At 50.4% G+C, this 13,788-nt stretch carries 16 protein-coding genes; 11 read left to right on the top strand and 5 right to left on the bottom strand.

Annotated elements, in window-relative coordinates:
• Window positions 1–4 precede the first annotated feature (4 nt).
• From ACO0LK_RS10605 to ACO0LK_RS10590, 4 genes are read right to left on the bottom strand one after another with little or no spacing between them, the layout of a single operon-like run.
• A complete protein-coding gene (locus ACO0LK_RS10605; protein WP_422974815.1) occupies window positions 5–841 on the bottom strand; it encodes an EI24 domain-containing protein in 837 nt (278 codons plus the stop codon).
• Entirely contained in the window at window positions 838–1,818 is a 981-nt protein-coding gene (locus tag ACO0LK_RS10600; protein ID WP_422974813.1) for a sterol desaturase family protein, read from the bottom strand. The genes ACO0LK_RS10605 and ACO0LK_RS10600 overlap by 4 nt, the downstream gene beginning before the upstream one ends.
• Complete coding sequence (locus ACO0LK_RS10595; protein ID WP_422974811.1) at window positions 1,818–2,624, bottom strand: polysaccharide deacetylase family protein; 807 nt, start codon at window positions 2,622–2,624, stop codon at window positions 1,818–1,820. The genes ACO0LK_RS10600 and ACO0LK_RS10595 overlap by 1 nt, the downstream gene beginning before the upstream one ends.
• A 13-nt stretch (window positions 2,625–2,637) precedes the next feature.
• Window positions 2,638–3,612, bottom strand: a complete 975-nt coding sequence (locus ACO0LK_RS10590) for a cytochrome D1 domain-containing protein (RefSeq protein WP_186948271.1) — start codon at window positions 3,610–3,612, stop codon at window positions 2,638–2,640.
• 523 nt (window positions 3,613–4,135) lie between these two features.
• Between ACO0LK_RS10590 and ACO0LK_RS10585 the strand changes: the two genes are divergently transcribed.
• Window positions 4,136–4,492 (top strand): FKBP-type peptidyl-prolyl cis-trans isomerase, encoded by a 357-nt coding sequence (locus ACO0LK_RS10585; protein WP_186948272.1) that lies wholly within the window; start codon window positions 4,136–4,138, stop codon window positions 4,490–4,492.
• Window positions 4,493–4,824: 332 nt separating this feature from the next.
• Here the strand turns inward: ACO0LK_RS10585 and orn are convergent, their stop codons facing one another.
• Window positions 4,825–5,412: an oligoribonuclease gene (gene orn / locus ACO0LK_RS10580; protein ID WP_422974809.1), complete on the bottom strand. Its 588-nt coding sequence runs from the start codon at window positions 5,410–5,412 to the stop codon at window positions 4,825–4,827.
• A gap of 42 nt (window positions 5,413–5,454) precedes the next feature.
• Between orn and ACO0LK_RS10575 the strand changes: the two genes are divergently transcribed.
• From ACO0LK_RS10575 to ACO0LK_RS10530, 10 genes are all read left to right on the top strand, one after another.
• The gene (locus tag ACO0LK_RS10575) at window positions 5,455–6,714 is read left to right on the top strand and encodes a M48 family metallopeptidase (RefSeq protein WP_422974807.1); all 1,260 of its coding nucleotides are present in this window, start codon (window positions 5,455–5,457) and stop codon (window positions 6,712–6,714) included.
• A gap of 10 nt (window positions 6,715–6,724) precedes the next feature.
• Entirely contained in the window at window positions 6,725–7,075 is a 351-nt protein-coding gene (locus tag ACO0LK_RS10570) for a 4a-hydroxytetrahydrobiopterin dehydratase (RefSeq protein WP_422974805.1), read from the top strand.
• Complete coding sequence (rsgA, locus tag ACO0LK_RS10565; protein WP_422974803.1) at window positions 7,075–7,980, top strand: ribosome small subunit-dependent GTPase A; 906 nt, start codon at window positions 7,075–7,077, stop codon at window positions 7,978–7,980. The genes ACO0LK_RS10570 and rsgA (ACO0LK_RS10565) overlap by 1 nt, the downstream gene beginning before the upstream one ends.
• Window positions 7,981–8,222: 242 nt before the next feature.
• Window positions 8,223–8,987: a substrate-binding periplasmic protein gene (locus ACO0LK_RS10560; RefSeq protein ID WP_422974801.1), complete on the top strand. Its 765-nt coding sequence runs from the start codon at window positions 8,223–8,225 to the stop codon at window positions 8,985–8,987.
• A 28-nt stretch (window positions 8,988–9,015) separates the two neighbouring features.
• Window positions 9,016–9,216, top strand: coding sequence for a GTPase RsgA (gene rsgA, locus ACO0LK_RS10555; protein WP_422974799.1), 201 nt, complete (start codon window positions 9,016–9,018; stop codon window positions 9,214–9,216).
• A 400-nt stretch (window positions 9,217–9,616) separates the two neighbouring features.
• Complete coding sequence (locus ACO0LK_RS10550) at window positions 9,617–9,895, top strand: hypothetical protein (RefSeq protein WP_422974798.1); 279 nt, start codon at window positions 9,617–9,619, stop codon at window positions 9,893–9,895.
• Between the two features lie 6 nt (window positions 9,896–9,901).
• Window positions 9,902–11,299, top strand: a complete 1,398-nt coding sequence (locus ACO0LK_RS10545) for a S41 family peptidase (RefSeq protein ID WP_422974797.1) — start codon at window positions 9,902–9,904, stop codon at window positions 11,297–11,299.
• 602 nt (window positions 11,300–11,901) lie between these two features.
• Window positions 11,902–12,402, top strand: a complete 501-nt coding sequence (locus ACO0LK_RS10540) for a hypothetical protein (protein WP_422974795.1) — start codon at window positions 11,902–11,904, stop codon at window positions 12,400–12,402.
• A 228-nt stretch (window positions 12,403–12,630) separates the two neighbouring features.
• Entirely contained in the window at window positions 12,631–13,209 is a 579-nt protein-coding gene (locus tag ACO0LK_RS10535; RefSeq protein ID WP_422974793.1) for an alpha/beta fold hydrolase, read from the top strand.
• Window positions 13,202–13,723: a hypothetical protein gene (locus ACO0LK_RS10530; protein WP_422974792.1), complete on the top strand. Its 522-nt coding sequence runs from the start codon at window positions 13,202–13,204 to the stop codon at window positions 13,721–13,723. The genes ACO0LK_RS10535 and ACO0LK_RS10530 overlap by 8 nt, the downstream gene beginning before the upstream one ends.
• Window positions 13,724–13,788 lie beyond the last annotated feature (65 nt).

Here is a 13,788-nt window from a genome sequence, read left to right as displayed (position 1 = left end):
CTACTCAGGCTGCTGGCTGCTCCTGCGGATTTTCCAGTTGCTGTTGCTGGCGCTGCTCCTGCAAGGCATCCAGACAGTAATGCTGGAACCATAATCCGGTGAAGACAAATACCAGCACATAAATCCAGATCGCCACTGCCGCTATCACGGGCAGGAACAACACTGCCAACACCCCGCCCAGCCACAGCAAACCCGGTGCTGCGCCAAACAGACCTGCAATGATGCCTATCGCCAGCAATGAAGTGCGATGCTGTTTTATCAGTGCATCCCGCTCTTCGCTATCAGCATGCTGGGCCAGGGCGTCGTATACCATGACGCGGTAGGTCAGCCATCCCCACAGAAAGGGTTGCAAGATCAGGCTGATGGGGGGTATCAGGGTCAGCGGCAGGGTCAGCAGCCAGACCAAGGCAAAAATGCCGAAGGATGAAAACGAATGCACCAGGCTGCCCAGCAGACTGCCGCCATTTTTTTGTTCCAGCGCCGGATAATGCCGCTTACCCACATGCTGGCTGATGGCGGGCATGGCGAACAAGGCGATGCAGACCAGTGAAGTAAAGATCATCAATGGCAGCAAAACCCACATCGCCACCAGCGGCACGACCATGGTTTTAAAGGTGATCAGACCCAGCATATTAAGTACGCTGCCTGCCGCCTGAAAACCATTGTGTTCGCCAAACCAGGCCTGGATAAAATCCATCATGCTTTGCAAGCCCCACCACATGGCGGCACCCCATAGCATCAAAGCTGCCAGGAAAGGAACAAAAGTCAGCAGGAGCATGCGGTAATGCAATTGCCCTGCCACTGCCCTGCCCCAGGCACGCATGATGGAAGCCATGTTCATGGTTGCTGTTCCTTGTCAAATCCCGTCATGCGTTTTAAACCCAGCCACTGTTGCGACCAGAAACCTTCGCCATAATTACGGTTATTGCCTTCGGGTGCCGGTAACTGATCACGGATGCCGGTCATGGCAAATTCTTTACTGAACAGCGCGGTGCCAAACAGCAGATCCCAGACCGGGAACAGCACTGCAAAATTATGCCCGCCCAGCGTGCCCTTGCCATTGGTTTCATGGCCTATGCCTATGGCATGGTGGGTACGGTGGTAACGCGGTGACACCAGCAGGTATTCACCGATACGGCCAAAATGAATACGCACATTGGCATGTTGCAGGCTTTGCAGCATCTGCGATGCCATCACCAGCATCACGTACTGGCCGGGTTCAACACCAATGGCCAGGGCAATCACGCCCATGTAGATGTCACGGATAAAATCATCCAGCAGATGGTTGCGGTTATCGCTCCACAGATTCATGTCACGCTGGCTGTGGTGCAGGCTGTGCAGCGCCCACGACCAGTTGAAGTGATGTTCGGCGCGGTGATACCAGTAATCAAAGAAGTCGAGTACGAACAGATAGACAAAGAACAGCAAGACCGGATATTGCAGCATATCGGGCCAGATGTTTTCCAGATTGAAGGGATTGACACCTTGCAGATGCAGCACCGCAGAAGCACTGTCGAGCAAGGGGTCAAGCACGAAAAACACCAGGATGGAAAACGCCCCCAGCCGATGCAGGGCGGTATAGATGAAATCATTCCAGCGTGCATAGCGGTTCTTGATTTCGTGCACGGGTATCCAGGATTCCAGCGGACGCAGCACGATAAACAGTATGATCAGTTGCAACACGCCGAGGATGAACCATTCGACGCCTTCGAAAGAATCTTCAACAAACTCGCCCAGGCCCAGATAAAACATCAGGGGCTGCACTATCGTTTCAAAAATCCAGGCTTGCAGATTTGTGAACAGATCAGAAATCATCATTATTTTTTCGGTTGATTTAAATTACGGTAAGCAGGATGCTCACGTAGGGTAGCAAAACAAAAGGATTTTTGCTCAAGGCCGCTAATCAGCGGCTCCAGGTTTTCTGGTGCCCAGGCTTGCTTGCGTGACCAGATACCCATGTGGGCGACAAAAATATCGCCATCCCTGAGCTTGTCCAGCGCCCGTTTGAGCAGCATGGGGTTGCTGAATTTTTCACTGGGCAGTTCATCGCCAGAAAACCCGGCCGGTGCCCAACCCACATGCTGATATCCACAGGCCTGACCGGCTTTCAGCAAACCCGGCGTCAGCTTGCCGCCCGGCGCACGCCAGTAAGGATCAAGCTTTTTACCCGTCAAGGCAAAAAACCGCTGATCGACGCGACGCAGTTCCTGGCAATATTCTTGCGCTGTCCATTGCAGGGTCTGCCCGGCCTGGGGACCAAATTGCGGCTTTACTGCTATGCGCCCGTCGGGCAAATCACCAACTACATACACGTGGTCAAAGGTATGAGTGCCAAAGGCGTGGCCTTCGTCAGCCAGGCTTTTCCAGTAGGGAGACCAGCTCATGTCGAGTGAATAATCGCCCTGCACGGTTTTTTCATTCGCCAGAAAAAACGTGGCCTTGATGTGATGCCGGCGCAGTGTAGTCGCAATCAGTTCTGCCTGCGACTGGCTGCCGGTATCAAACGTCAGGTAGATTGTACCTTTGCAATTGCCTGTATTGGCGTTGGTAGCATTGGTGCCAGCAGCGGCAACATGCGAGGCCACTGCGGGCAAGCCCAGCATGGCCACCAGGGTCAGTTTCATGCGCAGCGGCAATTTACATATTGCCGGCACGGTTGGCAAAATACACACCATGTGGGGAACGCCCTACCGGTATCATCTTGATCACCTTGCGGGACGGGATATCAATCACGGCCACCTTCTTGATCCAGCGCAGGGTCGTCCACAGGGTTTTACCGTCATCGCTGACTTCCATGCAATCCGGCCCGCCAGGTACCTGGATGTTGCCGACCATTTCCAGGGTCTGCTGGTCAAGGATATTGATTTCGTTGGACGTGCGGTTAGAAACAAAGGTATGCCGCTTGTCACCCAGGGCGCGGAAATTGTGCGTGCCTTCGCCCGCCTTGATTTTCTTGACCGTTTTTTGCGTGCGCCAGTCGATCACTTCGACATAATTACTGCCCATGATACCGACCAGCAGGTATTTGTCGTCTGGCGTCATGGATATACCTGCCGGCAACTTGCCTACAGGGATAGTCCACTTGATTTTCTGGGTTGCCAGATCAATGGCAGATACTTGGTCACTGCCTTGCTGGGTAATGAAGACCGTGGTGCTGGCGGCATCAAATGCCATATGGCTGGGTAACTTGCCCAGGGGCACGCGCTGCACCAGTTTCATGTCCTGGCCATCGTATTTATAAAAATCGACGCGATCCAGACGCAAAGAATTCGATACAAACCATTTCTGGTCAGGTGAAAAGCCGATCTGGTAAGGGTCGGCAATGTCCTTCATGCGGCGTTGTATCTGCCCGGTTTTCGGGTCGAGAAACACCAGTTCATTACCGACTGCATTGGCCACGATCAGGGACTTATTGTCCGGTGTGGCCATCAGGTGATGCGGTTCCTTGCCTACAGGAAACGTGCTGATTTCTTTATAGCTTGTCTGGTCAAGCAAGCTCACGGTCGCGTCACGTGAATTCAATACCACGACGACATTGGCCTGGACAGAGGATGCTGCAACACTGGAAAGCAAAGAAAACGCCAAAGACGACAACAAAAAACGACTACGCATGAAAGTTACCGCAAAAAATTAAATTGAACAGGCATTTTACAGCGCATGACAATAAGGAAAGGGCTTTCCTTTCATTGTTTTTCAGATTTTTCGCTAATTTTGCGTAAAATCAAGCTGCATCATACTTGCCGAAAAGCAAAACAGGTCAAAAACTGGTAAGTAACAGTGCAAGCAGTAGTAAGCAGTAGTAAGCAATTGTGACAGCTCTCAACAATTGTATCGCCATCCACCATGCCCGAAACTTTTGCTCTACAATTGCGCCAGCTTTTTTGATGAGGGAATTGCCGGGCCTGTAGCTCACACTTCGCTGCCAGACGATTTGCATGCAGTATCACCGTGCAGCAATGGTTTTCGCCTGGTGCGTCAGTACTGAGTAACATGCCCGCCAGCCCATCCCAGACCAGAGAAACAGGGTAGCAGAAAAACTCCAAGTCGGCCTGCACCTGAAAAAACCAACAATGGCAGGCGTATTAATATTAATGCACCTGATTACTTTGCATTATCGCATTACCAAGGAAAAACCATGAGCACAATCACAACAGTCAGCGGTCTGCAATATGAAGATAAAGTCATCGGCGAAGGCGCAGAAGCGCAAGCCGGTCAACATGTCGATGTCCATTACACCGGCTGGTTGCAAAATCCTGACGGCAGCGCAGGCAAAAAATTTGATTCCAGCAAAGACCGCGGTCAGCCGTTTTCTTTCCCATTGGGCGCTGGCCATGTGATCAAGGGCTGGGATGAAGGCGTGCAAGGCATGAAAGTGGGCGGCACCCGACTGCTGACTATCCCTTCCAGCCTGGGTTACGGCCCACGCGGTGCTGGTGGTGTTATCCCTGGCAATGCGACCCTGATATTTGAAGTTGAATTGCTGGGCGTATAATCCACCCGCCTCCCCTGCCCGAAGAACCTGCTCACGATCTTACTGCGCAGGCGTGATCAGGGCTCATGCGCTGCTCAAAATGCTCATGTACCAGAGTACATTCCGCTTTTTGCGCGGCTCTTCACCCTGCTGACGCCCGCTCGCTACAGATCGTAAACAGGTTCTAACAGCGTGAGCAGTATTGGCAAACCCGGGACTGAGGTTACGGGTTTTATGCTGTATTAATCAGGCTTTCATTGCAAAATAAGTACCAAATAAGCACAAAACAATTACCAAAAAAGCAAAAGCCAGGACATGCCTGGCTTTTTTGCAACAAGTTTGATGAATACAGCTTATTCTTTAATGAAATGCTCGCGGTAGTATTTCAGCTCTTCAATCGATTCCAGGATATCGGCCAGGGCGGTATGCTTCTGGTGTTTTTTGAAGCCGGATGCCAGCTCTGGTTTCCAGCGGCGGCACAGTTCTTTCAGGGTCGATACATCCAGATTGCGGTAATGGAAGAAGGCTTCCAGCTTGGGCATGCCGCGTGCCATGAAGCGACGATCCTGGCAGATGGTATTGCCGCACATGGGTGACTTGCCTGCGGGTACAAAGGCTTTCAAAAAGGCGATCAGGGCGGCTTCTGCATCGGCTTCGGTGACGGTAGAGGCTTTCACGCGCTCAATCAGGCCCGAACGGCCGTGGGTGCCCTTGTTCCAGTTGTCCATCTTGTCCAGGGTTTCGTCGGACTGGTGGATGGCAAATACCGGGCCTTCGGCCAACACATTCAATTGCGAATCAGTTACCACTATCGCCACCTCGATGATACGATCAGTGTCCGGGTCGAGGCCGGTCATTTCCATGTCCAGCCAGATCAGGTTTAACTCGTTAGGGCGGGCCGGAATGGTGGTGTTTGTTTGAATGTCGGTCGCTTGTGACATAATTCTTCCTTAGCTATTACTTATCGAATGTCACATTTTCCCATGATTTCAGTCGTTTTTTCGGTTTTATTCGTTTCCTTCCTGCTATTGACGCTGGTTTTTCAGTTCTGGCTGGCTTCCCGCCATATCCGCCACATCCTGCGCAACCGCGCCGCCGTGCCTGCCCAGTTCGCTGAAAAGATCAGTCTGGCGTCGCATCAGAAGGCTGCTGATTACACTATTGCGAAGACCAAGCTGGGCATCGTGATGCAGATAGTAAATGCATCGGTGCTGATCGGTTTTACCCTGTTTGGCGGGCTGCAATGGCTGTCGGTGACCCTGGTCAAACTGACCGGACCGGGCATGCTGTACCAGATCAGCCTGCTGGTGGCGTTTACCCTCATCAGTGGCATCATAGAATTTCCATTCAGTTATTACTCACAATTTGTGCTGGAAGCGCGCTTTGGGTTCAATAAAATGACCCTGGGTCTGTTTTTTAAAGACATGCTGACCAATACGCTGGTGAGTGCAGCGCTGGGCTTGCCATTGATCTGGGTAATTTTGAGCCTGATGGAAAAAGCCGGCAGCATGTGGTGGCTGTATGCCTGGGTGTTCTTTATCGGCTTCCAGTTGCTGGTGATGCTGATCTTCCCTATTGTGATTGCGCCGCTGTACAACAAGTTCTGGCCGCTGGACAATGAAGAAGTACGTGAACGCATAGAAAACCTCAGCAAGCGTGTGAGTTTTGCCCTGAAAGGCATCTTTGTCATGGATGGCTCAAAACGCTCCGGCCATGGCAATGCGTATTTTTCCGGCTTTGGCGGCGCCAAGCGCATCGTGTTTTACGATACCCTGCTGGAACGTTTGACCCCGAATGAAATCGAAGCCGTGCTGGCGCATGAGCTAGGCCATTTCAAGCTCAAGCACATCGTCAAACGCATGGTTGTCATCTTTGGGCTGTCACTGGTGTTTCTGGCGATACTGGGCTTTTTGAAAGATCAGGTCTGGTTTTACACTGGTTTGGGTGTAGACCCCATGCTGCTGGCCCGCAATGATGCGATGGCATTGATACTGTTCATGCTCAGCCTGCCGGTATTTACCTTTGTATTTTCACCGCTGAGTTCCATCACCTCACGCAAGCACGAATTTGAAGCCGATGCCTTTGCCGCCCAACACACCAATGCCAATGATCTGGTCACGGCGCTGGTCAAAATGTATGACGACAATTCATCGACACTGACGCCTGATCCCTTGCATTCGGCGTTTTATGACTCACATCCTTCTGCCTCGGTGCGTATCAAGCACCTGCTGGCTGCCCAATAACGGAGACCCCATGATCAAGAATACAGACTTGCTGGCAAAAAAATCCCAGCATACCGAAACCGGACTGGACACAGCCAGCCTGCCCGCCTATCTGGCAGCTACCCCCGGCTGGGCCCAGGATGGCCCGCGCATCGTCAAGACCTTCCAGTTCAAGAACTATTATGAAACTCTGTCTTTCATCAATGCGATTGCCTATGTCATCCATGCTGAAGACCATCATCCGGAAATGGTCGTCACCTATAACCGTTGCGTCATCAGGTTTGACACGCATACCGTGAATGATGGCAAGGGTGGCATTTCAGAAAATGACTTTATCTGCGCCGCCAAGATCAACACCATTTTTGAGCAAAGCTTTTCCTGATGGCACGTGCACAAGCCCTGGTCATAGCCGCGCATGGCCGCCACTATCTGGTACAGGCCGAAATCGATGGTCAGCAACACAAACTGCATTGCGTCACCCGGGGTAAAAAGAGTGATGTCTCAGTGGGTGACGTCGTTGAATATGCGCTGACATCCAAAAACCAGGGCGTGATCGAAGCCATCACCCCGCGCAAGACCTTGCTGTACCGGTCAGACCAGTACAAATCCAAGATGCTGGCCGCCAACCTGACGCAGTTGCTGATCGTGGTGGCCACCGAACCCAGCTTTACCGATGACCTGGTATCGCGCGCGCTGGTAGCAGCAGAATCAGCCGGCATCAAACCGCATCTGATCCTGAACAAGGTTGACGTCACCGCGTCCCTGCCCAAGGCGCGTGAACGTGTTGGTCTGTATGCGGGACTGGGTTACCCCGCGCATGAAGTATCCGTCAAAACCGACCCAGAAGGCACGCGCCTGCTGATGCAAAAGCTGATGCAGGGACAAAGCACCATTCTCATCGGCCAGTCTGGCATGGGCAAGTCATCACTGATCAATTTGTTGATACCCGATGCAGAAATCGCCACACGCGAAATCTCTGCCGCACTCGATACCGGCAAGCACACCACCACCTTCACCCGCCTGTATCACATGGATGAGAATTCCTACGTGATCGATTCACCCGGTTTTCAGGAATTTGGCCTGCATCATCTCAGCGAAGGCATGCTGGAACGCGCCTTTCCCGAATTCTTGCCCCACCTGGGCAACTGCAAGTTCTACAACTGCCACCACCACACCGAACCCGGCTGCGCCATTCTGGCCGCAGTCAAAGATGGCAGCATCTCTACCATGCGGCATGACATGTTTGAACAACTGGTGCATGAATCGAAGCAGACGGTGGGGTATTAACAAGCCACAACAAGCAACAACTAGCAACTTGCTTCTTGAGTAGCATGAAATGCCATTGATGCAAACAAATACCAAAATTTGATCTATGCTGGCTACAGCCAGGGCATTGTGAGTATTCCACTTGGTTTGACCATCTATTTCGGTAAAGGTTATACTTTCTTTGAAGCGCGTCAAAAGTTCACTCCAACGAAGCTAAAACTCATTTCATCAATAGGGATGAGTGCTAACAACAAGAGAGCAAAATGGATTCTTTAAAACGACGTTTTTTATTCATTTTCCTTTCTGTGGCATTGAGTGCAACAACGTCAGCTGCAGAGCCTACGTTGACGATGCTCGTCGGCACAAGTAATGCACCCAAGATGTTTTTGAATGATGCTGAGAAGCCTGTTGGCTATTTCACCGAACTTGCACAGTTAATTGGCAGACGCGCAGGCTACAAGGTTGTGATCGTTGCGGTTCCTTGGGCACGGGCAGTGCAAATGGCGGAGCGAGGCGAAGGTGTTATTTGTAGTTTATCCAAGACGCCTGAGCGTGAATTGCTTTTTAGTTACTCAAATGCCGTTCTTGCCGATCGTGTGGTAATCGTCACCTTAAAGAAAAGAAACATCGTCGCAGCGAGTTTGGCCGATTTGAAAGGTATGACCATTGGTGTAAACCGAGGATCAAAATACGGTACAAAGTATATTGAAGAACTTCCAATGGTAAATCTGGATGAAGATAACAGTGGCGTTTCCCGTTTGCGTAAGCTTGTATTAGGTCGAATTGATGCTGCAATTATTCCAGGTGGTGTTGCAGCCGTGACGTTTAATGCAAAAATGGCAGGAATAGACTTCAATGACTTAACTGTACAGAAGACACCTTTAGCGATAGATAAAAATTATTTTGGAATTTCTAAATCACGTCCAGACGCGAGTGCTGTGTTAGGGCATCTCAATGCTGCAATTGATGCATCCATCGCAGACGGAAGCATTGAGGCAATAATGAATAATTATGGCGGTATGCCTTAACGTATGCCTTAACTGTAACGGCTCTCGTTTGAAACCGGTCGTGCTCGACACAGGCAAGCACACCACCACCTTCACCCGCCTGTACCACATCGATGACAATTCCTGCGTGATCGATTCACCCGGCTTTCAGGAATTTGGCCTGCACCATCTCAGCGATGGCATGCTACCCGCCCGGCTGCGCGATTTTGGCCACAGTCAAAGACAGCAGCATCTCTACCATGCGGCATGACATGTTTGAACCACTAGTGGACTGTAACAGTTGAAACAGAAGTGAAAGACATTTACCCGGCGATCAGGGCAAGGCAAGGTTAACACTTGTGCACAGCGATAGTGAACTATCGCGAGCATTTGCACCGCAGCCATGGTCGTCGCGCAAGCGGAAGGCACTCTGTTTTCAGCTGTGACAGTCCACTATTGCCTGGATCGAAGCAGACGGTGGGGTATTAATTCATGAATCTGACGCATCGCACTGCTCTGACAGCACTGGAAGACCGGTACAAGACTCAGCTCTATCATTAGGGCGTGTTGACCTGTCTTTCAGGCATTTTGTCGCTTTATTTTGTTTTCAATAAATCATTTCATTTACAATAGGATTCCTGTCAACATTCCTTGAAAGCAATGTGATGCACGTGTTTGCGAAAAAAATCCTCGGCTGCCTCATTGTCGCCAGTTTGAACTTGATGCCTTCATCCGCCAGCCTGGCGCAGACAAAAGCCACTGATCCAGCCCTCAAGCAGGCACGGGAATACTACAAGGCAGGTGACGTCGCCCGGCTCGATAAACGTTATGCAGATGCCTTGCAATTGCTGCTCAAGGCGTATGAACTTATCCCTGACTCGTCTGATCTGCCTTACGACATCGCCTGCCTGCACGCGCTGCGCGGAGCGAAAGACGATGCCTTCAAATGACTGGATGTGGCCATCGGTGCTGGTTACCTGAATGTTGATCACATGCTCAAGGACAGCGATTTTGACAGCCTGCATGACGATCCACGCTGGCAAAAAACAGTCGAAAAAACCAGGAAAGAAGCCACCCGACAGGCCCGCCTTTGGTCATCACCAGTATGGGATAGCGCTTATGTTGAACAATTGAGTGAAGACGAGAGAATAGCTGGTCTGTCCAAATTCTGGTCTGAAGTAAAATACAATTTCGTCTACACCGACAAACTGCTGGATCTGGACTGGGATGCCGTCTATCTGCGTTACCTGCCCAAAGTACGCGCAGCAAAAAACACGGCAGACTATTACAAGATACTGATGGAAATGTGCGCCTTGCTGCAAGATGGACATACCAATGTCACGCCACCAGCCACCCTATACAACGATGTGTGGGGCACCGTACCGCTACGCGCTGCATTGATGGAAGGCAAGGTCATCATCACGGATGTGCTTGATCCCGCATTGCGCGAACGTGGCATCTTGCCCGGCCATCAGATATTGACTGCCGATGGGCAGGATATCAAAACCTATTTACAAAAAACAGTAGCCCCCTATACCAGTGCATCAACTCCGCAAGACATGGATACGCGGCTTTACAATTATTTTTTGCTGCTTGGTGACCTTGATACGCCAGTAAAAATGCTTGTCGCAGACCCGCAGGGCAAGACCCTTTCCATCGACCTAAAGCGCGTCAACACCGCAACGCGGCGCAAGTTTGCCACACCCAGGCCAGCATTCAACTGGCGCATGTTAGCCAATAATGTTGCCTACGTTGAACTCAACTCTTTTGGTGACGATACCGCTGCCAAAGAATACATCAAAGCCTATGCAGAAATTGCCAAGGCAAAGGCCATCATCTTCGACGTGAGGAAAAACGGTGGCGGCGATACCAATGTAGGCTATCAAGTATTACTAACCCTGGGGACGTCAAACTTTGATGGCAGCCATGCCGCCACCCGCGACTACAAACCCACCTTGCGGGCCTGGGGCAACAGGCAAGGCATGCATGACTTTGCCGACGAAAAAAACCCGGTTGATCCAGAGCGCGCCTATCACGGCACAGTCATGGTCCTGACCAGCGCTGCAACCTATTCCGCCGCTGAAGACTTTGTCGTCGCCTTTGACACCATGAAACGTGGCCTGATCATTGGCGAACCTACCGGTGGCAGCACAGGACAACCATTAATGATCAGCATGCCCGGCGGCGGCAGCGCCCGCATCTGTACCAAAAAAGACACCTATATCGACGGCAAGCCTTTTGTCGGCGTGGGCGTACAACCTGGCAAGCTGATCCACACAAAAATAGATGGCTTCAGGACGGGCAAGGATACACAACTCAATGCGGCGCTGGCAGAGATTGAAAAAATCAGGTGATGCGCCAGGGATACTCTCGTCATCAGATGCATGCTGGCGAGTGCAATACAAGACATATTTTTCAGTTCTGTTTTAACTGTTGCTGTCCTCCAGGGCCGTTCCGCCAATTTATTACAAATAGACTCGCGCGTATCATTTTTAAGCAAACACCTGCCTTTTGAGCCGCAATATACAAATGTCTGATATCAATACACACTCAAGTCGCAAGCAAGGCATTTACGGAGAAATTCTTGAATTGATACTCCCTTATGCGCGTAGCGTCCAAACCTGGAATGCATGGCAAAGACTGTTCACCAATTTATATACGGAACTGGAACTGGTCCACAATCTGGGGCCCTTGATCGTGCACCGAGAATTTCGGGATTCTGATATTCACTGGATCAACACGCAAGCCAGGAACTATATCGCACAGTGCAGGCAAGATCCTGACACTCACCCGTCATACCAGAGAATTTGCGAGCTTGTCAGGGAACTGATATCGCTTGTACCAGCAGAATTTGAATCCAAATTACATAGAACTCATTTCATAAATAGGGATGAAATGAGTTCTGGTATTGGTGTGGACTTTTGACACTGAAATATGAAGCCAAAGGCAGATCTAGATGAACGGCATTACCCGTCATGACATGTACGTGTTTTTGATACTTTGCCTGACTAGCCCACTTTGGATTCCATGCGGGCTGATCAGCTTGGCACTGCTCGGCATCTGTTGGTTGCTAGGTCAGGTCTCATTCCTGTCAATCGCAACAATAGTTATTATGGCAATCAGCTATCCTTTTCTTATAGTCGCCCAGATAAGCAGTTATGCCTTCCTGCACTTATTGCGTGAACGCCCGCAATCAGATGCCACAGGTTTTAGCTTCCATCGACGTTTTCAAAAGAAGACCGTTCTATGGAATAGTATCAGTGTGATCCGCGAAGTATGGGTGCCGTCCGGTGGGTCTGCATTTCAATTTCATTTCCACGAAGGACAGCAATTACAAATAATCGCCACTGAGGAAACAAGACAACTGATCGTCCAGGCAAAAGAGATGGGCATACCGATTGAGGAAGATGCTATTTGCAAAAATATGAATAACAAAGAGCGTACGGTCTACAACTGAGAGGATGCTGTCTCAGACACTAACTAGAACTCATTTCATAAATATGCCATTCCTCATCAGCTATACTTAAGTTCAATTTTTCGGGGAACATTCCTTTGTCGCATGGATCAACTGCCAATTATCTTTTTTCCCGGTATCAATGGCGATGCCCGTATATTTTCTGAGCAGGCAAGAGTCTTTCCAACGTTGCGTATAGCACATTGGTTACCACCCGTTAAATCAGAAAGCATGGCAACGTATGCAAAGCGCATGGCACGCAACATCGACCCGGGCTGCCCTTGCCTGATCGGTGGCGCATCTTTTGGGGGTATCGTTGCGCTGGAAGCAGCACATTATTTGCAGGCGAAAACGTGCCTGCTCTTTGCCTCTAGCCGTGACGTGCAAGGGTTGCCAACCGGCTTGCGTATGGCGAGACGCCTGAGCAAACTGCTCAGTGCTGAAACCGTCTGGAGATTAATGATGTTGGGACAAGAAGCGGCCGTCGCGACCACCCCATCTGTACGCAGCAGGCGCAAACGCCTGTCCAGCGATCAACGGCAGTTTCGAGATTGGGCCTTGTCGGCGCTTTTGTCCTGGAAATCATCTGATGCAGCATGCCCAATAATGCAGATGCACGGCAGCGAGGATAATGTCTTTGACGTGCGCCGTACCAGGGCAGAAACCATCATCGCGGGTGCAGGTCATGTATTGACACGTACTCACCATGAAGAAGTCAATCAATTCATCGTCAGTGCACTTGAGCGCAGCTATTCGTCAGACCTGGGTGTCATCACAGGTTTGCAGACAAGCAGGTATCACCATGAATGACCGCATTACATTTCTGGACACCATGCTTTTTCTGCTGTTACTACTGACCTCCCCTATATGGCTAGCCTGCATCGTTCTTGCATTGACGTTATCAGCATTTTGCAAGCTACTGGCAGCACTAAAACTTCCGCAACCAGACGTTGGCTATGATATTTATTTAATGGGAGGAATTGGTTTACCATTTTTTCTGGTCTGGCGGGCGGCTGCAACCGGCTTTTTGCATTTGACACGCGCACGCCCTCAAATTGATGAAACCGGATTTAGCTATCTTCGATGGTACAAAGAGAGGAAAATTGCGTGGACCGATATCGAATTCATCAAATCAATCGGCGGCTCGTCCCTTGGTTCTGAATACCAATTTGCGCTGAATGACGGCACTGTAATTACCATGAATGCGTTTGTGAAGATTCAATATCTTCTTGATGTTGCAAAAAGTGCCGGAGTCAGTTTTTATCCTTACGACCGGAAAAATAATTCTACTAAAAGAGACAAAGCGTGGGACGCGATACTATGATTCGGTTTGCTCGCAGCATGAGCGAAGGTGTGCCTCTATCAAGTCCAACATCAATGATCTGTTCA

The organism is Undibacterium sp. Ji49W (assembly GCF_049340205.1).
GTDB lineage: Bacteria > Pseudomonadota > Gammaproteobacteria > Burkholderiales > Burkholderiaceae_D > Undibacterium.
This window is presented reverse-complemented; position numbering and strand designations above follow the sequence as displayed.